The 23,068-nt window shown below is 41.5% G+C and carries 17 protein-coding genes; 8 read left to right on the top strand and 9 right to left on the bottom strand.

Features of this window, described 5'->3' with window-relative positions; translation table 11 throughout:
• On the top strand, window positions 1-5,935 hold a 5,935-nt coding region (locus tag KV40_RS35860), incomplete at its 5' end, for a hypothetical protein (RefSeq protein ID WP_036487732.1).
• 122 nt (window positions 5,936-6,057) lie between these two features.
• Window positions 6,058-7,053, top strand: a complete 996-nt coding sequence (locus tag KV40_RS27000; protein WP_036487730.1) for a hypothetical protein — start codon at window positions 6,058-6,060, stop codon at window positions 7,051-7,053.
• On the opposite strand, the gene KV40_RS26995 is transcribed toward KV40_RS27000, so the two are convergent.
• From KV40_RS26995 to KV40_RS26970, 6 genes are all read right to left on the bottom strand, one after another.
• Window positions 7,048-8,436: a Mur ligase family protein gene (locus KV40_RS26995; RefSeq protein WP_036487728.1), complete on the bottom strand. Its 1,389-nt coding sequence runs from the start codon at window positions 8,434-8,436 to the stop codon at window positions 7,048-7,050. The genes KV40_RS27000 and KV40_RS26995 overlap by 6 nt on opposite strands.
• A gap of 101 nt (window positions 8,437-8,537) precedes the next feature.
• The gene (locus KV40_RS26990; RefSeq protein WP_036487726.1) at window positions 8,538-8,990 is read right to left on the bottom strand and encodes a type II toxin-antitoxin system VapC family toxin; all 453 of its coding nucleotides are present in this window, start codon (window positions 8,988-8,990) and stop codon (window positions 8,538-8,540) included.
• The gene (locus KV40_RS26985) at window positions 8,990-9,289 is read right to left on the bottom strand and encodes a hypothetical protein (RefSeq protein WP_036487724.1); all 300 of its coding nucleotides are present in this window, start codon (window positions 9,287-9,289) and stop codon (window positions 8,990-8,992) included. The genes KV40_RS26990 and KV40_RS26985 overlap by 1 nt, the downstream gene beginning before the upstream one ends.
• Before the next feature lie 58 nt (window positions 9,290-9,347).
• Window positions 9,348-10,424, bottom strand: a complete 1,077-nt coding sequence (locus KV40_RS26980; protein ID WP_036487722.1) for a saccharopine dehydrogenase family protein — start codon at window positions 10,422-10,424, stop codon at window positions 9,348-9,350.
• Between the two features lie 51 nt (window positions 10,425-10,475).
• Window positions 10,476-11,222: an ABC transporter ATP-binding protein gene (locus KV40_RS26975; protein ID WP_036487720.1), complete on the bottom strand. Its 747-nt coding sequence runs from the start codon at window positions 11,220-11,222 to the stop codon at window positions 10,476-10,478.
• A gap of 5 nt (window positions 11,223-11,227) precedes the next feature.
• The gene (locus tag KV40_RS26970) at window positions 11,228-12,034 is read right to left on the bottom strand and encodes an ABC transporter permease (RefSeq protein WP_036487718.1); all 807 of its coding nucleotides are present in this window, start codon (window positions 12,032-12,034) and stop codon (window positions 11,228-11,230) included.
• Between the two features lie 237 nt (window positions 12,035-12,271).
• Between KV40_RS26970 and KV40_RS26965 the strand changes: the two genes are divergently transcribed.
• The 5 genes from KV40_RS26965 (at window position 12,272) to KV40_RS26945 (ending at window position 17,396) form a co-directional block, all read left to right on the top strand.
• On the top strand, window positions 12,272-12,469 hold the full coding sequence (locus KV40_RS26965; protein WP_036487716.1) for a DUF2862 domain-containing protein: 198 nt from the start codon (window positions 12,272-12,274) through the stop codon (window positions 12,467-12,469).
• A gap of 47 nt (window positions 12,470-12,516) precedes the next feature.
• Window positions 12,517-13,611, top strand: a complete 1,095-nt coding sequence (locus KV40_RS26960; protein WP_036487714.1) for an ArsA family ATPase — start codon at window positions 12,517-12,519, stop codon at window positions 13,609-13,611.
• An 8-nt stretch (window positions 13,612-13,619) separates the two neighbouring features.
• Window positions 13,620-14,621 carry a chlorophyll synthase ChlG gene (gene chlG, locus KV40_RS26955; RefSeq protein WP_036487712.1) on the top strand — a complete coding sequence of 334 codons (1,002 nt, stop codon included), beginning with the start codon at window positions 13,620-13,622 and terminating at the stop codon, window positions 14,619-14,621.
• A gap of 160 nt (window positions 14,622-14,781) precedes the next feature.
• Window positions 14,782-16,791, top strand: a complete 2,010-nt coding sequence (locus KV40_RS26950; RefSeq protein WP_036487710.1) for a flavin-dependent dehydrogenase — start codon at window positions 14,782-14,784, stop codon at window positions 16,789-16,791.
• Between the two features lie 239 nt (window positions 16,792-17,030).
• Window positions 17,031-17,396, top strand: a complete 366-nt coding sequence (locus KV40_RS26945; RefSeq protein ID WP_036487707.1) for a DUF2237 family protein — start codon at window positions 17,031-17,033, stop codon at window positions 17,394-17,396.
• A gap of 127 nt (window positions 17,397-17,523) precedes the next feature.
• Here KV40_RS26945 and KV40_RS26940 read toward each other — a convergent pair whose 3' ends face one another.
• Window positions 17,524-19,551, bottom strand: a complete 2,028-nt coding sequence (locus KV40_RS26940) for an FAD-dependent oxidoreductase (RefSeq protein ID WP_253274397.1) — start codon at window positions 19,549-19,551, stop codon at window positions 17,524-17,526.
• 516 nt (window positions 19,552-20,067) lie between these two features.
• Between KV40_RS26940 and KV40_RS26935 the strand changes: the two genes are divergently transcribed.
• Entirely contained in the window at window positions 20,068-21,456 is a 1,389-nt protein-coding gene (locus KV40_RS26935; RefSeq protein WP_036487705.1) for a 2-succinylbenzoate--CoA ligase, read from the top strand.
• Window positions 21,457-21,716: 260 nt separating this feature from the next.
• Here the strand turns inward: KV40_RS26935 and KV40_RS26930 are convergent, their stop codons facing one another.
• On the bottom strand, window positions 21,717-22,346 hold the full coding sequence (locus KV40_RS26930; RefSeq protein WP_081942953.1) for a glutathione S-transferase family protein: 630 nt from the start codon (window positions 22,344-22,346) through the stop codon (window positions 21,717-21,719).
• 183 nt (window positions 22,347-22,529) lie between these two features.
• Window positions 22,530-22,997 carry a phosphate-starvation-inducible PsiE family protein gene (locus KV40_RS26925; protein WP_036487703.1) on the bottom strand — a complete coding sequence of 156 codons (468 nt, stop codon included), beginning with the start codon at window positions 22,995-22,997 and terminating at the stop codon, window positions 22,530-22,532.
• Between the last annotated feature and the right edge of the window lie 71 nt (window positions 22,998-23,068).

Below are 23,068 nucleotides of genomic sequence, written 5' to 3'. Positions count from 1 at the left end.
AGTTGTCAACGATGGTCAAGCTAATAGCAACACTGCCACAACCACCATCAACGTCACTGCTGTCAACGATCCACCAGTTTTAGATTTAGATGCTAGTAGTGCGGGTAATAACTACACCACTACCTTTACCGAAGATGGTTCTGCTGTCCCGATTGCCGATACCGACAGCTTAATTACCGACCCCGATGACACCAACATCGAAACTGCTTCAGTTACTCTAACCAATGCTCAAACGGGAGATCGCTTACTAGTAAATAATTCTCCAGTCACCGATGGCGATAGCATCGTATTCAACGGCATTACGTATAACGTAACTGAGAGTGATGGAGAAATTTCCATAGTTCTATCTGGTTCGGCGACTCTTGCCAGTTACGAAGCAGCAATTGAAGCCATTAGCTTTGAGAACACTTCTGATAATCCCAGCACCACACTACGCAATGTCAATGTTGTCGTCAACGATGGCGAAAGTAATAGCAATACCGCGACAACTACCATCAGCGTCAATGCTGAAAACGACCCACCAGTTTTGGATTTAGATGCTAATAATAGCAGTACTGCGACTGGTGCCAACTACCAAACCGTCTTTGCCCAAAACAGTGGCGGAGTAGCCATTGGTGATAGTGATACTTTAATTACTGATGTTGACGATACCAATATTGAATCAGCAACAATCTCTCTAATTAATGCCCAAGCTGGTGATATTCTTTCGGGCGTTTCTATTCCTAGCGGTACAGGTATTAGCATCGATCCTTCCTCGACAGACAGTCAAATCGTCCTCACGGGGTCTGCTTCTCTAGCAGATTACCAAGCTGCGATCGCAGCAATTACTTTTAATAATACCGAATCTATTCCCGACAGGAGCGATCGCACTATTGAGGTGACAGTTAATGATGGGGATGTAGATAGTAACACTGCTACAACTACGATTCAGTGGGATACAGACGGCGATACTGTTGCCGATACTAATGATATCGACGATGATAATGATGGCATTCTCGATACAATAGAAGGCTTTGGTGCTGGTACGCTAGGAACCACTGGCTCTTGGACGATTGCTGGTACCTCAGCAACCTACGATCTAGGTAACGGTATAATTGTCCGTGCTACTACAACTAATTCGGCTAATTTTGAATCGGGTAATTTTAACCCCTCTGGTACTGGCTTCTGGAGCGAAGATCTAGCTGGTGATGCAAGTTTACAAAGTACTTTTGATTTTGGTTCTTCCATAACATTTTCCTTTGAAGACAGCGAAGGTAATCCGATTGAAGTTGTAAACCCAATCGTACACATGGATCGGATTGGCGGTCAGGACGGTGGTATTCAAAATGCTGCCACTGTAACTCTTCAAGACGGAACTTGGACAGAACTTGCTGGCACCAATGACTTTGATTCGACAACTACTACAGTTACAGATGGTGGGGCTAACACTGCTAGTGGAACAGGCTACTCGTCGGAGTCATCTCTAGACGATGCAAGTGGTACGGCAGCAGGAACACTTCAAATAAACGGGACGATTACATCTTTTACACTAGACTTAATACAAAACGGTCCTGCTGGAATTGGCGACGGTATCGAATTTATTTTACAAGCTGCACCACTAGTAGTTCTTGACAGCGATAATGACGGCATTGCTAACTATCTCGATATCGACTCCGACGATGATGGCATTACTGATAACGTTGAAGCTCAAACTACTGCCGATTATATTGCCCCTAGCGCTCAGGGCGGTACTGCTGAATTCATCGACACTAATGACGATGGTCTCGACGATAACTACGACAGCACTACCGCAGCAGGGTCTAGTTCTGGTGCGACGGGTACGGGCTTAACTCCTGTCGATACTGACAATACTTTGGCCGATGCTGATGGTACGCCCGATTATCTCGATACCGACAGCGATAACGACGGTACCTTGGATGTTGACGAAGCAGGTCACATTTCAACCACTTTGGGTAGCGATACCGACGGTGATGGTTTAAATGATGTCTTTGAAGGGACAGTAAACGACGATGGCTTTGACGTTAATGATGAAAACCTCGATGCCACCAATACCAACTTCAATCTCCCCGACAGCGATTTAGATACTGCTGACAATGGAAGTGATGCCACGCCGTTAACTAACGATCTAGATTATCGTGATATTACTTCTCCACCAATTATCGACCTCAACTCCACTGCCGATGCGACCGATCCCGACCGCGCCTACAGCACCAGCTTCACCGAAGGCGATAGCGCAGTCAACATTGCTGATAGCACCAACGCCGATACCTTCGATGCTGAAGATAACATTACCAGCCTGAGTATTACTGCTGCTGCGATTAGTGATGGGGATAGTGAAGTCATAACTATCGGCGGTACCGCTTTCGCTCTGGCTACCGATGTTACTACACCCGTACCAGTTACTGTTGGCAGCACCACTTTCAACGTCACCTATGTCAGTGATACTGGTATCTTTAACCTGGTCGATAGCGATACTGGCAATCTGATAATTCCTGGAGCCGATTTAGATACCCTGATTCGAGGCATTACCTATGAAAATACATCGGATAATCCCACCGAAGGCGATCGCACTTTAGAGTTTACTGCTACCGATAGTGATGGTGCTACTTCCGATCCTGCCACCAGCACTATTACAGTTAGTGGCGTTAACGACCCACCCATTATCGACCTCAACTCCACTGCCGATGCGACCGATCCCGACCGCAACTATAGCACTAGCTTCACCGAAGGCGATAGCGCAGTCAACATTGCCGATAGCACCGACGCCGATACCTTCGATGTTGAAGATAACATTACCAGCCTGAGTATTACTGCTGCTGCGATTAGTGATGGGGATAGTGAAGTCATAACTATCGGCGGTACCGCTTTCGCTCTGGCTACCGATGTTACTACACCCGTACCAGTTACTGTTGGCAGCACCACTTTCAACGTCACCTATGTCAGTGATACTAGTTTCTTTAACCTGGTCGATAGCGATACTGGCAATCYGATAATTCCTGGAGCCGATTTAGATACCCTGATTCGAGGCATTACCTACGAAAACACTTCTGACAATCCTACAGAAGGCGATCGCACTTTAGAAGTAGTCGTCAACGATGGGGATAATAATAGCAATACTGCTACTAGCATCATAAGTGTTAATGCCGTCAATGACCCGCCAGTTCTCGACCTAGACGCTAATGATAGTAGCACTGCTACTGGTAGTAGTTATCTAACTCAGTTTAGCTTTGATGGCTCTCCCGTAGCGATTGCCGATGCCGATGTTGCTATTACCGATCTGGATGATACTAACATCGAATCGGCAGTTATTATTTTAGTCAATCCCAATATTATTAATAACGAAAGTCTTACAGTATCGGGAACCTTACCAGATGGTATTAGCGCGAGTAGCTACGATCCTGATACTGGAACCATTACCCTTACTGGTACTGCTTCTCTAGCAGACTATCAAACTGCTATTTCTCAAATCGTTTATAACAATACAACATTATTTGCACTACGAAACCTCAGCGATCGCGCTGTTGAAGTTACTGTCAATGATGGCGACAGCAATAGCAATACTGCTACTACTACCATTCAAATGAGTAACACCAATGCTAGTCCTAGTATTGACCTCAATGGCACGGAAACTGGAACTTTAAACTATAGTAATACCTTTACCGAAGACGGTGGCTCGGTTGCAATTGTCGATACTAATATTGCAATTACTGATATTGACGATACTAATGTTGATTCAGCGACGATTACTCTAACTAATCTTCAAGAAGGCGATCGCTTTTCGATCGATGGAACACCTGTTGCTGCTGGCGATAATGGAACAGTTAATGGAATCAACTATACAGTAACTGAAAATGCAGGTCAGCTTGTCATTAATCTTGGTGGTTCTGCATCAATCGAAGTTTATCAAACTGCACTAAAAGCAATTACCTTTGAAAATACTTCTAATACTCCTAACACCACAGATCGTCTTATTGAAATATTAGTTAATGATGGCAACGTTGACAGTAATACTGCTACTAGCACCATTAGCGTTATTCCAGTTAACGACCCACCAATTATCGACCTCAACTCTACCGCCGATGCCACCGATCTCGACCGCGACTACAGCACCAGCTTTACTGAAGGCGATAGTGCAGTTGCTGTGGTTGATAGTACTAACAGCGATACCTTCGATGCCGAAGACAACATTACCAGTCTGAGTATTACTGCTACTTCGATTAGCGATGGCGATAGCGAAGTAGTTACCATTGGCGGTACTGCCTTCACTCTGGCTACCGATGTCACTACTCCCGTAGCAGTTACTGTAGGCGGCGGTACCACCTTCAATGTCACCTATGACAGTACCACTGGTATCTTTAACCTCGTCGATAGCGATACTGGCAACCCGATAATTCCTGATGCCGATTTAGACAGCTTAATTCAGGGCATTACCTATGAAAATACATCGGATAATCCTACCGAAGGCGATCGCACTCTAACCTTCACGGTCAGCGATGCCGAGGGTGCTACTTCCGACCCTGCTACCAGTACCATTACTGTAGCAGGAGTTAACGACCAACCAATTATCGACCTCAACTCTACTGCCGATGCCACCGATCTCGACCGCGACTACAGCACCAGCTTTACTGAAGGCGATACTGCTGTTAGCGTTGTCGATAGTACTAACGGCGATACCTTCGATGCCGAAGACAACATTACCAGCCTGAGTATTACTGTTGCTAATGTGAATGACGGTGCAGCAGAAGTTGTGACCATCGGAGGAGAAACCTTTGCTCTCAATAGCGACCAAACTATCACTGGAGTCAGCGTTGGTGGTTCGACAGTAGACTTGACCTATGTGGCAACCACTGGTACCTTCAGCGTTACCAATAATACAGGTGCGACTACTCCTATTGCTGGTGCCGATTTAGACACCCTGATTCAAGGTATCACTTACGAAAACACCAGCGATAATCCCACCGAAGGCGCTCGCACTCTCATCTTTAGCGCTACCGATGCCGATGGTGCCACTTCCGACCCTGCTACCAGTACCATTACTGTTGCAGGAGTTAACAACCCACCAATCATCGACCTCAACTCTACTGCTGATGCGTTAGATACAGACCGCGACTACAGTACCAGCTTTACCGAAGGCGATACTGCTGTTAGCGTTGTCGATAGTACTAACGGCGATACCTTCGATGCCGAAGATAACATTACCAGTTTGAGTATTACTGCCGCCAGTCTCAGCGATGGCGATAGCGAAGTAATTACCATTGGCGGGACTGCCTTCACTCTGGCTACTGATGTTACCACTCCCGTAGCCGTTACCGTAGGCGGTACCACCTTCAATGTCACTTATGACAGTACCACTGGTGTCTTTAACCTAGTCGATAGCGATACTGGCAATCCTTTGATTCCTGGTGCCGACTTAGACACCCTAATTCAAGGCATTACTTACGAAAACACTTCTGATAATCCCACTGAAGGCGCTCGCACTTTAACCTTTAGCGCTACCGATGCCGATGGTGCCACTTCCGACCCTGCTACCAGTACCATTAGCGTTACGGCAGTTATTGAAGGAGAAAATTATTCAGAAGTTATTAGTGGAGCTAGTGGAAATGACATTATTATTGCTAACGAAGGACAAGACACCCTTACTGGAGGCGGTGGTAATGACCAATTTATCTACACCAAAACCAGCGACGGCATCGACATCATTCGCGATTTCGATCCCAACGGCGATCTTTTAGACTTCAGTGCGATCGCCTCTGGAGAATTAAACAATGTGTCGAGCGACCTCTATGCCGACGGCTATGTCGTTGCTACCCCCTTTGGTTCCGACACCATGATTCAAGTCGATTTCCAACCTCCAGGCAGCGTCTACAACAAAGACGTTGTCTATCTTCAAGGTGTCAACTCTAGCGACATAGATTCTAGCGATTTTATCTTCTAGCCCCGGCTATGGGAATGAGAATTAAGCTCGCTCGCTAGCTGTTTTGTTTAGTTCTCATTCTTCAACGTTATCTGTATCCATGCCATTCATAAATTTATAGTTAAACTAACCATTTAGTCATTATGTTTTTATTTTTCTCGCCTAAATTCAAACTTCGTCTCATTTGTCTGACAGGTTTTCTCGCTCTTGGTAATTTAGTAGCAGTCGATTCTGCCACTGCTTTTTCGGTCAATTTAACCAATGGCGATTTTGAAACTAACGATCTTTCAGGTTGGACTCCTATTGGTGATTCAACTGTTACTGGAACTATAGATGGTATCGAGCCGATTAATGGTAGTTCTCATGCCATTACTACTACAGGACACACCACCAGAATTGACGATGTCGATAGCTCCGATCCTCCTATTTCCCTGGACTTCAACCAGTCGGGCAGCGACCCCGTCAATGCCGATATCAACCCCAATGACAGTTCTTCGCTGCAAAATCAAACCAGTCTCTCTCCCGAAGCTTTGAGTATCGATCGTACCGCTTCTAATCCCGATTTAGTAGGAGATAGCCGTACTTCTAAAGAGGGTTCTGGTTTCTATCAGGATTTTAATGTCACCATCTCTTCCCAAGATGTAACTAACGGCAATAATGGCTTTATCGTCAGCTTTAATACGGCTTACTTGACTAATGATGGAGTCAATACCGACCCTGGTTTGGGCAATCAGGATTATAGTTATTTTAGTTTGTTAGAAGACCCTGAAAGTTCGACTACTAATGAGATTAGCCTTTTATTTGAAAGCGATGACCTCATACAGCAGCCAATAGCTAGTGACGATTTTGTCTATGAAGACACTACCTACTACGATTCAAACAATCCAGATAATCAGTATACGGAAACTGTGACCGATTTGGCTGAGGGTAACTATACTTACAGAGCGGCGTTTGGGGTGGTAGATGTCGATAGTTACGATCGCACTTCGGCTTTGATGGTAGACAATTTTACCGTGCAGCAAGTACCATTTGAATTTTCTCCTACTTTGGGCTTATTAATTGTTGGTGGCATCTTTGGTGGCGATCGCCTACGCCGTCATCTTAAAACTAAATCTAGCTTAGAAAAACTAGATCTATAAAATCTTGCGTCCGACCAAAATTTCTCTAACTTCTAGCATTGCCGAGTAAGTAGGCAGGATGTGTAGAGTTTCGTCTGAGGGGGTTTGTTCTAAGGCGGTAGCAATAGCCTGGGGTAAATCCTCTTTAACTATTAGTTCGTAGTCGGTGGTATGTTCGCTAATTTCTTGATAGCTATATTGCAGACGCAACGCCATATCGTAGAGGCGATCGCCACTGACAATTAATTTGCCTCCTAGCTCGACTAATTCTTCGGTATCTACGTCCCAAATCCAAGATACATCCGTACCATCGGGAATGCGATCGTTTAGCACTAATAGGGTTACGGAAGATTTACCTGCTTTTTTAACTTCGTTTACGGCTCTAATAGTTTCGTTCATGCCGACGGGATTTTTAGACAGCAAGATTCTAACTTGTTTGCCATTAATGTTTAATTCTTCGGCTCTACCAAATGCCGCTTTAAAGTTTTTAATTGTGTGGTGAATCTTGTTAGAATCTATGCCTAGCTGTTGCGCTAACAAACCAGCGGCTAGAGTATTGTATTTGTTGTAAACTCCAATTAGAATTTGCGACCACTCTTTACTATCAACCGCAGACTGGCTTTTTTCAAACTTACAGCTAGGACATTGATAATCTCCTAGATGAGATAAATATACACCCCGATAATTTAAAAGATGTCCGCAACTCGGACAATAAATAGAATCTACTGCATGAGGTATTGCTTCAAGATACAGTTCTGGTTCATTGAGTCCAAAATAAACTACTTTTTGCGCTAGTTGCTGTCCTAAATAAGATAGAGTCGGATCGTCGGCATTGAGAATAATTGTAGTAGTTTTTGCTAATGGCGCGATCGCACTTTGCCAACGTTGGGCAATAGTATCTACTTCCCCGTATCTATCTAACTGATCGCGAAATAGATTTAAACCCAAAATATATAGAGAGGTTTTTGAATCAGCTAATTTGCTTCTTCCTTCTTCCTTCAACTGACAGTCTTGCAAGACCAACGGCAAAATATTTTCATCTACTTCTAAGATTGCGTAGTCTGCCGTTAAGCGACCTGTCATAGTGGTACTGGTTAACAGTGCCGTAATTAAACCATTAATTAAATTAGCACCGCTAGCATTATGTACGACTAAGTAACCGCTAGCTTCTAAAATATTTTTTAACAGTAGAGAAGTCGTAGTTTTACCATTAGTACCGACAATTAAAATCACTCCCTTACTTACCTGGTCGAATAGCAAGGGCAACAAACGGGGATGGAGACGACGAGAAATTTCTCCTGGCATTACCGAAGCCGCACCCAAACGCAGCGATCGCACAGTAGTAGTAACTGCCTTAGCGACTCCTACAGCTAAACCCAAACGAACTCGATCTCTTAGTTGCATAATCTATCTCATTCAGCTATTTATCTTGATAACTTATTTTGCTGGTGTTTGTTGCGTTCCTAGCGATCGAATAGTGTCAATTTCAACATTTTTTAAAAAAACTACTTAGATTCAGCAATCTTCTTCGGATTTACTGGTGTAACTTCTGCACTAAAGCGTTGGAAATCTTGGACATTAAAAGTGAGAATATAATTTATTTGATGAACCAACGCAAATGCTACTAAGCGAGTATCGTGAACTTTTGTACCTTTGACTCGATACATCGAAACCAATCTTTCCCACTCTAGATACACATACTCTGTATCTGGCAAAAGAACAAATAAGTTTTTTAATTGGGTAACTTCAGTTTCAGTCTCGGTTGGGGACAAACCTAAACCGTTTCTTTCTACAGGACGAGTTGCTACATTCCATAATTCAATTATGTTTTGGGGAGCGATGCACAATCGTTCCTTCGCTCTTCTTAAAGAAGCAATTGCCGTTTGGGTAATTTGATATTGAGAATCTTCGGTTATAAGAGTTCGCAGCAAAACATTTGTATCTAAAAGATAAGACATTACCACTCATCATAAAAACTTTCTCTGCTCATTGCTTCTTCATTCAACACGGGTAGCTTCTTTTCTCGATGACTTTCTGACCACTCATGAAACGCAGTAATCCACTCATCATCAGTAGTAGTGTCAAAGAAATGACCTGCTGCTTTAAAACTTTGTTCTTGGCTCAAGCGAGACAAAAGTTCGTTGAGATGTGGCTTTATTGTCTCTGAAGAAAGAGAGGTAATTTTTGACAACGCATCAACTATCTTTTTTAGATCTCGATCGTGAGAATTAGAATTATTCTGAGAAATTTGGCTCATTATAATTAATGCAGTTTTCTATTTTCTTATACGGACTTTTCACACAACGTCCTCTATCTTAGACAATATCGATCGCAACGTTACGGCTATTCATCGCTTCAATAAACAAATCTGTCGGTAATGCCTGTTCTACAGGGTAAACCCCTGGTTGCTTTAGTCTACCTGATAAAACTAATTCGGCAACGGTTCCCGTACCAATTCCCGCCGCGATCGCCGTATTATCGTGTACCATTGTCAGGCAGTGGGTTTTAGTTTTTCCTCCCTCAATACCAGTAATTTCGGCACGCATCGCCACGCCGATACCGCTCAACTTATCGCTAACGGCGGTCATTAAATAGCTGACGCGAGAGAAAAATTCTACTCCTTTGGGACTTTCTACCCAAGGTGAGGGAAAGATATGAGCGGTAATCCAGGTTAGATGATTGTAAAGATCGGGAACCGAACCAAATTTAGTAATCACCGTGTCTACAGGAAAAGAATCGGCAAAAGTATAGGTTTCTGGCATTTCAAACCAATAAACACCTGCTTTACCGTGAGGCGGAGGAAACTCGATTACTTCTCGTTCGGTATAGGGTAAAGTTTCTCGCCACTCCCCATTAATTAACGCTTTGAATTTTTCTTTTAAACCCAAAAAAGTGGTTCGCATTACTGTCAGTCCAGCACCACCAGAACCAGCCACGATATAGCTTAAATGAATCTTTTGCGGCTGCTCGAATTGTTCTACTCCCTGTCTGACCATACTATTAGAAATACCAGGAAAAATTCCCGTATTTAAGATAGCGGTAACTCCTCGTTCTTTGGCGCGTTCGTGTTCGGTAATAACCTGCCGATAAAACGAACTGCGATCGCTTACATCTAAATAATTTACGCCGCGATCGATGGCAATTTTCAAGACCTTGCCGTCGCGGTGACGAAAAGGACCAGCGCAGTGAACTACTAAATCTACAGACGCGATCGCCTCAGTCAATTTTTCGGTATCTGCTATGTCTAAAATTTGCAATTCAAAAGGCGGTTTGACCGTTTGATGGCTTCTAGAGGTAACAATAACCGTAGCGTTAGTATGAGTCACAATATCTCGCGCTACCATGTTGCCAATTCTGCCGCAGCCGCCAATTACTAAAACTTTAGCGGTCATAAGTAAAAAAATAATTTCGCTACTATAATAATTTTAGAAAAAAACTAATGCTCAAATAAATTGAGTCACATTTTTAAGATATTTATTTACAACTTCATCAGTTTCCCCAAATAACCGAATTTTGCCTTTATCCATCCAAATAGTTTGATGACAAGAACTTCTAATTAAATCCATTGAGTGTGAAACTAACAAAACCGTAACGTTATCTTGCCACAAATTACCCATTCGTTTAGCGCATTTATTTTTGAAGCTTTCATCGCCTACCGAAAGCACTTCATCAAGAATGAGAATATCGGGACTGACATCGGTAGCGATCGCAAAACCCAATCTGGCAGACATTCCTGAAGATAGTCCTTTTACTGGAACCAAAGCATAATTTTCCAATTCGGCAAATTCCAAAATTAATTTGGCTCTTTGTTTCATTTCTTTTCGGGTGTAGCCCAGCATTACACCATAAAAAATTATGTTATTAAAAACCGAAAGTTCGGGGTCAAAACCCGCCCCCAACTCGATTAGCGGCGCGATTTTTCCTCTGACTCTAACCGTACCTGCCGTGGGCTTTAAAATACCGCAAATCAATTTTAGTATGGTAGATTTACCAGAACCATTAGCACCAATGATGCCTATTTTTTCACCTTTAGCGATTGCTAAATTAATATTATCCAAAACTAATTTTTTAGTCGGATGGCGATATTTACCTTCAAGCACAGACAGAATAGTTCGTTTGAGATCGTAGGAAAATTCTTCTTGAGTTCTACGCCACAAAGAGACTCTGTCTAACCTAATCGCTTCTTGCATTATTTTTATAGTAAATCGATAAACTGAGATTGCCTGCTATAAAAAGCAACTATACCAATTACTAGAACTATCGTACCGCTTAAAAAAGCCTGAAAAATTAAAACCAGATCTGGCAAACTACCCGAGAGAGAAATTTGGCGAATGCTTTCAATAATTGGCAACAAAGGATTGAGAATTAAAAATTTACGTACTGCTTCGGGAACGATGTCTGCTGGATAAAAAACTGGAGAACCAATCCATAGTAAAAAAGTTAATAGTTCGTAAAAATAAGATAGGTCGCGAAAGAAGACATATAGCGCACTCATTAATAAACCCACACCAGTACATACTAAAGTTAGAGCAGCGATCGGCAAGCATAAAGCCAAGCTATTAATTGGGTTTCTAGAAATAATTAGTGTAACTATAATCAATAGGGGCAAAGCACCCATAATCAACTGGAAGATATTAGCACCAATAGTCGATAGGGGAAAAATAAATAAAGGCAGGCGAATTTTATTAACGATCGCGCCATTTTCGACTACACTGGCAAGAGCTTGCGCCGTTGAAGACGAGAAAAAGTTGATGACGATTAAACCCGTAAACGCTGCTAAAACATAATTTAAAGTAGAGTTATTATAATAGCTGGCAAAGGTCGCGCCAAAAATTGCCGTATATAATCCTGTCATAATTAGTGGATTAAACAACGACCAATAAATACCGAGGACAGAACCGCGATATCTTCTTTGTAAATTGCGATCGATTAAAACGATCGCTAGTTCCCAATACCAGCGTAGTTGGCGATTGGATTTGTTGTTTGCCGTAGATAAGACCATCTTTTAAAAGTAAGAAGTAGCAAGTAGCAAGTAGCAAGTAGCAAGTAGCAAGTAGCAAGTAGCAAGTAGCAAGTAATTTTAGCTTTAGTAGGTATCAGACAGGGTAAAGGTTTTTGAATATTTTTCTTTTATCTTTTCTGCTTTCATTGCTTTCACTGATTCACTGAGAAAACGGGTTGGTTTTGCTTTAAACTGTGAATTGGCTCTTTAGAATTTGAATTTGGAATATAAGCAGGAATGGAAATCGGGCAGAAAGTAAAAGTATATCGCTTGAGAGACAGAGTAAACAGCAGAGTTGCTGGCATGTTGGGCAAAGTTGGTACGATCGAAGAATTTAAAATGACTGACGGCAGCGGCGTTGGTGTAATCGTAAAGTTTGACGACAATACTAGAACTTGGTTTTTTGAAGATGAAATTAAACCAGTAAATCAGTAATTTAGTAATAATTACAGCAATACTCTAAATAAAATTTATAATTCAGCATGTCTTCGATCGTCACCTTTTTAGGTACAGATAGTAAAGATCGCACGACTGTAGCGATCGCCACTGCCAAAAAATTAGCCAGCGAAGGAAACAAAGTTTTACTCGTAGGACTGCAATCTCGTCCTGCTTTCCGCATCCGTTTGGGTATTGCATCCACTACCGAACCAGTCGAAATTGCTGCCAATCTAACGGCAATAGAATTGAGTGCGGCAACCCTACTGGAAAATAGCTGGGAAGAAGTAAAGAAGTTAGAAGCTCAGTATTTACGTTCTCCTTTGCTTAAAGAAGTATATGGTCAAGAATTAGGCGTACTTCCAGGCATGGACGAAGCACTGGCGCTTAATGCAATTCGCGAATACGATCTTAGCGGTCAATACGATGCAATTGTCTATGACGGCACGGGAGATATTAATACTCTGAGAGCGTTTGGTCTGCCAGAGATCTTAAACTGGTATATCCGTCGCTTTCGGGCGATATTTGAAGAGTCGGATATTGTCAAGGCTCTAAAGCCTTTCGTACAGCCAGTTAGTAGTGCGGTACTTAACGTTACCTGGACGGCAGACAACCTTTCAGATGCCAATAATCCCGCAGCCCAGATTTTAGAAAAAGGTACTCAGGCGTTAGCAGAAAAAAGAGTTATTGCTTATTTAGTTACTACTAACGACGAAATTGCGATCGCGACTGCGAAATATCTTTGGGGCAGCGCGCAGCAAATTGGTCTAACTGTAGCGGGTGCGATACTTAGCGGAGGAGAAGCTACCGAGACAGTAACTACTGAATTTAAGCCTTTGAGCGTTACCTCCTTACCAGAGTTTGACGGCAGCAACTGGCAGCCACTGGTAGATAGTTTGCCAGACATAATGAAAAGTGAAGCTGCTCCCCAACCAACGGCGATCGATACGGCAGAGAAAAAGATCGCCATCTATTTACCTGGGTTTGCTAAAAAAGAAGTTAAACTAACTCAATACGGACCTGGAATTACCATTGAAGCAGGCGATCAAAGACGCAATATTACTCTACCGCCTGCCTGGCAGGGTCGAGCGGTAACTGGAGCAAAATTTCAAAACGGCTATTTAGAAGTAACTATTGGTTAACTAAAGTTATGTCTGACACTAACACTACCTCCTCTCAAAACCAAATAAGCAAACAGCCAGCCAGCAATGCTAAAGCTCGTCAACTCTTGGGAATCAGAGGAGCGGCAGCGGGGGAAACCTCAATCTGGAAAATCAGGCTACAGCTAATGAAACCAATTACCTGGATTCCTTTGATTTGGGGCGTAGTCTGTGGTGCGGCATCTTCGGGTAACTTTAGCTGGACGTTAGAAAATACTCTCCTGGCGGCAGCCTGTATGTTGCTTTCGGGACCTTTGATGACTGGTTATACCCAAACTGTTAACGAACTGTTCGATCGCGAAATTGATGCGATCAACGAACCCTATCGTCCCATTCCTTCGGGGGCAATTTCTCTAACCCAAGTCAAAGTTCAGATCTTCTTTCTCTTACTGGCAGGAATTGCCCTGGCTTATGGCTTGGATCGAGCAGTGGGTCACGAATTTCTGACCATTACCTGTATTGCCATAGGTGGTTCATTTCTGGCATATATTTACTCCGCACCACCGTTAAAGCTCAAACAAAACGGCTGGTTGGGTACTTATGCACTCGGTTCTAGCTATATTGCCTTACCCTGGTGGACGGGTCATGCTTTATTTGGCGATTTAAACTGGACGATAGTTATTTTGACTCTGATTTATAGCTTTGCAGGTTTGGGAATTGCCATCGTTAACGACTTTAAAAGTGTTGAAGGCGATCGCCAGTTGGGGTTAAAATCTTTACCCGTAATGTTTGGCGTAACTACTGCCGCCTGGATCTGCGTGGTGGCGATCGATCTATTTCAAATTGGTATTGGTAGTTATTTAGTTAGCATTCGCGAAAATCTCTATGGCGCGATCGTTCTGCTATTAGTAATTCCCCAAATTACTTTTCAGGATATGTATTTTCTCCGCGATCCTTTAGAAAACGACGTAAAATATCAAGCTAGCGCCCAGCCATTTCTGGTTTTGGGAATGTTGTTTACGGGTTTGGCGTTGGGACACGCGGGAATTTAAAAAACGTAGGGGCGCGTCTTGGTGCGCGTTACCTTGCGTCTTGCGCCGAACAGCGCGTACGCGCAAGCGTCTTGCGAAGCAAGACTTTGAGGCGGTAGCCTCTGTGGGTCGCACCGCATTCGCGAATCGCCCCTACGAAGTTTTTTCAACAAATTGAATGATGAAAGAATTATTGTATACAGAAATTCCTACCCCCGACACCGATCGCGTTAAGGTGTGGTTACAGCAGCAGTGGCAGCCAGAACACGGCTGTAAAACTACAACTGCCGATGGAATTTTGTGGCATTGTAGTTCTGAATCTAACCTCAATAGCGAACTGTCGATATTTGTCTGGTCGTTACAGCGCACGACTTATTTAAAAATATTTCAGTGGGAAGCAAAAACGCCTCAAGGTGCTGAGGCGATCGCCCAACAGTTAGTAAAAGAGCTTCGTGTTGCTTTTCCGCCTTGCTATCCCGCACCACCAACAATAGATTTATCTCAGCAGACAATCTTTGAAGCTTTAGCCGACGATTATCCGCAAACGGTGCATTATTTTCAAAAAATGCCCAATGGCGAATACGACCTCAATCGGGTTTATTGGTGGGAACAACGCTGGCGCGAAAGCGTTAATAATCCGCAGCAGCCTAAAGAAGTTATTTTTCGAGTAGCTAAAGAGAATAAACAGCGATCGCCAAATAATTACGATTTAATTTACATCGGCGGCGCATTGGGAGTAATTCACGCAGCGGTAATGGCGCGAAAAGGCTATCGGGTTTTATTGGTCGAAAGACTGCCCTTTGGCAAAATGAATCGTGAATGGAATATTTCTCGCGACGAATTTCAAAGCTTAATTAACTTGGGTTTATTTACTGCCGAGGAATTTGAAACGTTAATTGCTGCCGAATATCGAGATGGCTTTAGCAAGTTTTTTGATGCTTACAACCCACCTCATTTAAAAGCCGATGTGCTGCATACTCCCAAAGTGCTAAACGTGGCACTCGATGCCGAGAAGCTACTGCGCGTTTGCGGGGATAAGTTGCGTCAGGCAGGAGGAGAGATTTGGGATGAAACCGAATTTACTCGCACCGATGTTTTTGATAATAATGTAACCGTAGAGTTAGTTCACTTACCAACAAAAAACCAGCGACAGGCTACGGGACGCTTATTAATCGATGCTATGGGTACGGCTTCGCCGATTGCCTGGCAGCTAAACGGCGATCGCGCTTTTGATAGCGTCTGCCCTACGGTAGGGGCAGTAATTGAAAGCGGTTTTTCCTCAGAAGTGTGGGACGAAAGCTATGGCGACGTGCTAAATTCTCACGGGGATATCTCTAGAGGCAGACAGCTAATTTGGGAATTATTCCCTGCCGGGAATGGCGAATTAACTTTTTATTTATTTCACTACCATCAGGTACACCCAGATAATCCTGGTTCTTTACTGGAGATGTATGAAGACTTTTTTCATATCTTGCCAGAGTACCGTCGTTGCGACATGAAAAAATTAGTTTGGAAAAAACCGACTTTCGGCTATATTCCAGGTCATTTTAGCGCGGGCGATCGCGATCGGGTAGTAGCTTTCGATCGCCTGTTGACAATTGGCGATGCGGCTTCCCTCCAGTCCCCCCTGATTTTTACTGGCTTTGGTTCTCTAGTCCGTAATTTAGAACGTCTAACTACTCTACTCGATACCGCACTACGTCACGACTTACTAACTACCGAACACTTAGATCGCATTCGGGCATATCAGAGCAATATTTCCGTTACCTGGCTATTTTCTAAAGGAATGATGGTTCCTACCCACAAAATATTGCCTCCTCAACGAATTAATTCGATGTTAAATACTTTTTTTGGTCTGTTGGCAGCAGAACCCCCAGAAGTAGCCGATACCTTTATCAAAGATCGCACCGACTGGCTGACTTTTAACCGACTGGCTTTAATTGCCGCCAGGCAAAATCCCGCTTTACTGTGGTGGATTTGGGAAATGGCAGGAAATAAGGATTTAATTCGCTGGTTGGGTTCCTATTTGGCTTTCAATCTGGATGCTCTCAGAAATTTAGTGCTTGGAGGTTGGTTTTCTAGTTGGATAAAGCGATCGCAACCCTGGCTAGAAAAACAATATCCAGCTTTGTGGTTGAGACTGTTGAGTATCAATTATCAGTTGCGCTTATCGCCAGAAAGCAAAAATTAACCAATCAGGGAACAATGAACAATGAACATTGACCATTGAACACTACAGTCGATAAATGCTTAATGATTATTGCTCATTGAAATGTCTTTTTCTGCTCTCTGCTTCTTAACTCTTTACTGTCATAAAATCATTAAACTAAAAAGAAAGTTGTAGCTTTGGTTTAACAGATAAATCCAACTCGAATCGCTGCTAATAACTTTTTTCCCAAGCGACCGTTAGCCATCAACGTGAGAAACAATATGAAATCAGCCAAAAATGTTTTAGGTAAAGAACTACAAATTTGCTGTACTTCTCCCATGACAGGATTTTACCGCACTGGAAAATGCGAAACTGGCTCTCAAGATTTGGGAGTCCATGTAGTTTGCGCTCAAGTTACCGCCGATTTTTTGACCTTTAGTAAAAAAATGGGCAACGATTTGACTACGCCCATACCTATGTATAATTTTCCTGGATTAAAACCAGGCGACTGCTGGTGTCTTTGTGCCGCTCGTTGGAAAGAAGCTTTAGATGCTGGCATTGCCCCACCAATAAACTTATCAGCCACTCATGAAGCAATGTTAGATTATTTTCCCCTCGAAGTCCTTAAAGAGCATTCGATTGACTAGCACTGTTAGATAGAAATTAGCAATATTGAACAAGGAAGTAAAAAATAAATCTTAGCTTTAGATTCTAGAAAATAAGAAAAGTGTATGTGGCAAGAGTAAAAATTTTTTACTTTTTACTTTTTACTCGCTACTGCCAATCATCCCAAGACTGATTGAAAATCGAGGTTTCGGGAAAAGCTGTAGGGTTGCCGCTTCGATCTAATTTATCTTTAAGGACTTTTAACTGTTCTTCATCGATAAATAGTTCGTCTACTAACTGATAGGGCATAAGTTGCTCGTCTAAAGCAAAAATAGCGGTAATTCCCGCCGCAGCACCAGAAGACCATTCAAAAGAATGTACCCGATATGCCGCAGCAGCTATGTGACTGGTAGCAATGCTTTTCCCTGCCACCAATAAATTGTCAATTTCCTGGGGAATCATGGCTCTTAAAGGAATTTGGAAGGGATATGCCGCTCCTCCTCCCTGTCTTTCTCCTTCTCGCTCTGTATTACCCGCTTTTTCTGCTGGACTTTCCCTCATACAGGGATGAAAGTCGATCGCATAATGACCGATACCTACAGAGTCGGGATAAATAGTCGAACGGGTTCTTCTAGTTATTTTATCGATCGCCATGTCTTTATTTCTCAGGGCTTCTAAACCGTCTATTTCCGTCCATAACTGACGGTAGGTAACGGGCGAAAGATTCTGATTATAATATTCGCTTTTATAGTCCACTCGAGAGATATCGGTTTCGTTAATGGTAAAGCCATTGGGATAACCGCGATAGGGACGACCGATAATTCTTCTACCCTCGCGGATATAGGGGTATTTAGATAAGCCGTGAACCGTTCCCATCGGCGAATCTAATCCAGTTAACAAACGGTTATCAGGTTGGGGTTTTTTCACTCCATCCCCTAACTGAGAGTCGGTATCCCCTTCTACCAACCAGTAGAAATACCCTAGAGCGTGTTCTTCACCTTTTTGTAAAGTTTCGGTTCGCAATCCTCCCATCCAGCCACCTGGTTCGAGTTGTCCTAGTTCTTCTAACTGCTGGCGAGTATAGATCAGATTATCTTTTGCCGTACCTGGGCGATAATCGTTACCCCAAGTCCAATTTTGCATGGAAATATCCCCTGGTGTGGGACTGGTAAAAGAGATACCGCTGAATTTTTCGCTCTCCCCTGTTTCGGGACTCCAAATACGGCGATAGGTAAAAACTAAGTCGAAGTCTGCTAGCCTTTCTAGTTCGTAACTATAGTATCCTGCGTGTTCGGGATAAAAAGGCGGCATTTCGTGTGTTTGCGGTTCCTCGGTAGCCTCCATAGCAAACGTATAGGTAAACCCCTGAGTGCAATAAGGATTGCCAGTAGAACTGGATGAAGACGGTTCTCTAGAAGAAGTTGGATCGATACCCAAACGATAGGGGACATCTGCCAAACCGACAATTTCTCCTGTTTCTGTGGCTTCAACAACGTACCAGTCAGCAGAACCCTCTGACGATGATTGAGGTACAAAACGAATTATGCTTTTATCGTAGTTGTCCGAACTTTCATAAGTGTAGGCTTCCTCTATAGTGTAGGACAGGGGTAAAGTATTTAAAGGCAAAAATTCATTCTTTGCTGTATGCTGAATAGCGATCGCGCTAGTAATTTGTTTCCCCGTTCCTTCTCCTGCTACTTCTTCGACATTCAATTCTTTGATTACCGTTGTCGGAAACCACTTTAAAGTTCCGCCACCTTCCTCGGCAGCAGCTTCCAACTGCTGGGTAATAATCTTGTCGGCATCTTTAGGCAAAAAGCAAGACGCACTTACCCAACACTCACCAGGATTGAGTTTGCCATAGTATTCTTCGATGCGATCGCGTAATTCTAAGTAACCGCGAGGATAAAACAATTTTTCTCTCTGAGTAGTCCTCTCGTCTAATGCCGAAGTTCCCTGAGAAGATATTTGTCCTCCCATCCAGTCGGTTATTTCCGTCAAACAAACGGTTTTTCCCGCTAACAAAGCTTCATAACTGGCGGCTACTCCTGCCAAACCACCGCCAACGATCAACAGTTCGCATTCTTCAGTTTTGTCGATACTACCTGGAGATGCCGCTAATGCCGATAAACCCGACTCCCACAGACACAAACTCAAAGATAGTGAAAAAAGCGACTTAATCCATCTAAATTCCACTATTTACCCCTCACAATTAGTTAAAACTCGATTTTAATTCATTTTTATTTTTATATTTATGTGACAAAGTGCAATACAATTTTGTCTATCTAGCTATTTCTATTGAGTTTTGATTTTCTACGGCTTTAAAATATCTCAAGCCTATATGTCCAAATACAACAAATACTATTAATGCAGAAAATACTGCTGCTCGTTCAAACATATTTTTTAATTTGCTATAAACTTGGCTCTTATTGTCAGTCAATATTTTGCATTTGCCATTGGTTTTATTACACAAATCGATCGATTTTAAAAAGGTATTTATCCGTATTTATCGGTAATATATAGTTATTTATACGCAAGCAAGATCGGGCTTATTGAACAAAACATTATTAAAGGGTTTGCCAAGAGGTAATGGGTTATAGATAATAAAAATTGTTTTATTATTCATGCAAGAAGTCTATCAATTAGACTTCGCTCTGTGTTTTGACAGTTGTTAGTATTTAACGATTGATTGTTCTACTTTTTACAGATGTTATGGACAAAGAAATTTTGAAATGTTTGAAAAACTGTACTGATAACGAATGGTTAGGCGATCTCAACAGTCAAAAACTATACCAATTAACTCAAAAACTAATAACAGAATTGTCGGCATTGTCTAATAATAAACAAAGTAAAATCAACATATTTATCGTTGAAAATAAGCCGCTAAAATTTATTGCTGCTTTTCTAGCCTGTCTTATAACTAAAGTAAACTTGTTTTTGTGCGATTCAAACTGGAAACAAACAGAGTGGCAGCAAGTATTAAAATTAGTACAACCCGATTTGATTTTAGGAGATGAGCAAACCAAACAATTAATTTTACAAAACTTATCGATCGCCAAAACTTCGTCTTCTTTAACTTTTGAAGATCGATCTTTAATTATGATTCCTACTGGAGGTAGTTCGGGTAAAATCAAATTTGCCATACATACTCAGCAGACTTTAACAGCTTCAGTTCAGGGATTTAGTCAATACTTTCAAACCAAACAAATAAACTCTTTTTGTGTTTTGCCTCTATTTCATGTCAGTGGTATAATGCAGTTTTTACGATCTTTTTTAACTATTGGCAAATTACAAATTTACAGTTATAAGAACCTCAAACAAGGAACTAAACCCCAACTAAACACGACTGATTTTTTTATTTCTTTAGTACCAACTCAGCTACAGTTTCTAATCGATCGCGATCCTTTATGGCTGTCTAAATTTAAAACAGTATTAATTGGTGGTGCGCCAGCAGCGCGATCGCTTTTAGATCGAGCCAGATATTATAATATTTCCCTCGCCCTTACCTATGGCATGACCGAAACCGCCTCGCAAATTGTTACGCTCAAACCACAAGATTTTTTGCAGGGTAATAATAGTAGTGGTAGAGTTTTACCCCACGCTAAAATAGACATCGATCGCCAAAGTTTGAATTCCGAAAAAATTGGTTTAATAAAAATTGAAGCAGCTTCACTTTGTTTGGGATATTATCCCCAATTATTTGAAAATAGAAAATTTATTCCCGACGACCTTGGCTGGTTGGATGCGTCTGATTATTTATATGTTGTGGGTAGAAATAGCCAGAAAATTATAACTGGTGGTAAAAATGTTTTCCCTTCAGAAATAGAAGCGGCAATTTTAACAACAGAACTTGTAAGTGATGTTTGTGTAATTGGGTTGCCAGACTCCTATTGGGGAGAAGTGGTAACAGCGTTATACGTTCCCAGGCGATTACCTGTAGATTTAAATGTAATTCAACAATATTTACGAAAAACTTTAAGTAACTACAAACACCCCAAACATTGGCTGGAAGTCGAACGTTTGCCCAGAAGCGATCGCGGTAAAGTTAATTATCCCCAAGTAAAATTATTAGCAATTAAACTTATGAGCGAGCGAAAATAGCACGACTTTAATATTAGTTTTTTGGTTAATTTTTTGATTTGATAGTTACAATACTACTCCCGCTTAACTCGATAATTACCCAATCAAAAAATGAGTTTTTTTTTGCTTTACCGTTATTGATTTTTTATATTCTTTGGGGCGATAGAAGTAGTATATTTCTTTGTCTTTTTTAAGCTAGAGATTAATTAGTGGTTTATTTTAGATAGCTATAAAGCAAGATGCAATCGCATTTTTGAAAGATTTATACTATGCTAAAAACTTCAGCGTTGTCCTAAAGTATCTTTAAATGCTTGTCTTTGAGTGAGTCGGTCTAAATAATCGATAACAGCTGGATATTCTTGCCAATCTAAATTAAAAAGTAACTTTGCCATATATAGATAATAACCAACTGCAACATCGGCTACAGTAAAGCTTTCGCCCATAAGATAAGGATTTTCTAGCAAGATCTCATTTAAAGGAGATAATAATCGCGGCATTTCTGTTTCTCTTCTATCCTCTAAAAAAAGTCCATTACCCAAAGTTGAATTGGCAAAAATAATCCACTGGTTTATTTGAGCTTGTGTCGCTAAATCTTCAGGCATTTGTCCGTATTTAGCAGCTAGGTACCATAAAATTGCTCCCGATTCCCAGACAGAAAAGTCATTATCTACTAATGATGGAACTTTGCCCATCGGATTAATAGCTAAGTATTCTGGTTGCTTATTTTCTCCAGCAGCAATATTTAACTTTTTATACTGATAAGATATACCTAGTTCTTCTAAATACCAAAGAACTGCCGCAGCACGAGTTCTTTCTCCTCCATAAAGTATTATAGAAGCTTTAGACTTAACTGCTGGAAGTTTGGGTTGATTTTCAGCATTCTCGGCTCGGATGAATTTAGGAACCACCATCGATATTATTAAAATAGAGCATAATCCTATAATTTTAAGTTTTTTCACGTTGTTTTTTTTGAATTGATAATATTCGAACTTAAGCCGATGTAAAAAGCAAAACCAAGTCCAAATCTATTATTTACTGGCGATCGCAGTTTGAGGTTTCGGCAGCAGCACAATTTTTTTTTTGACTGAGAACTATTAATGTTTTTCGAGATTTAGACGTTTGATTAGCCAGTAACTGACTGCTAAAGCTAAAATAGCAATTCCTAAAGCAGCGAGTTCGGTACTGGAATATTTATTAAAATCAAAGATCACTATTTTACGGGCGATCGCAATTAAAGAAGTTACAATTACTAGTTCTACCTGAACGATATGTTTTTTTAGGTAGGCGGTAATATTTTCTAATAATTCTAAAGCGATTAAAATATTTAAAAACAAACCAAATAGTTCGATTATGCTTTTACTGTAAAAACCTATTGGGTCTTCAATGATATCTTTGATCAAGAATACAATTAAGTCAAAAGTTGCTACTAAAATTACAATTGATAAAGCTAATGATAAAAGTTTGGCAACGATATTTTCAATCAAACGCAGTAAATCGAGAATAGTTTTGTCTTTACCAATTGTTTTAAACAGTCTAAATATTTTGGTAATTAACCTTGCCATGACTAAATTTTAGAGCGAGTTTGAATTTTGCTTTAAAATTATAATCATAAGAAAATAGCGACCGAAAAGAA

Source organism: Myxosarcina sp. GI1, assembly GCF_000756305.1.
Lineage (GTDB): Bacteria > Cyanobacteriota > Cyanobacteriia > Cyanobacteriales > Xenococcaceae > Myxosarcina.
The sequence above is the reverse complement of the archived record's forward strand: the minus strand, read 5'-3'. Positions and strand labels throughout refer to the sequence as shown.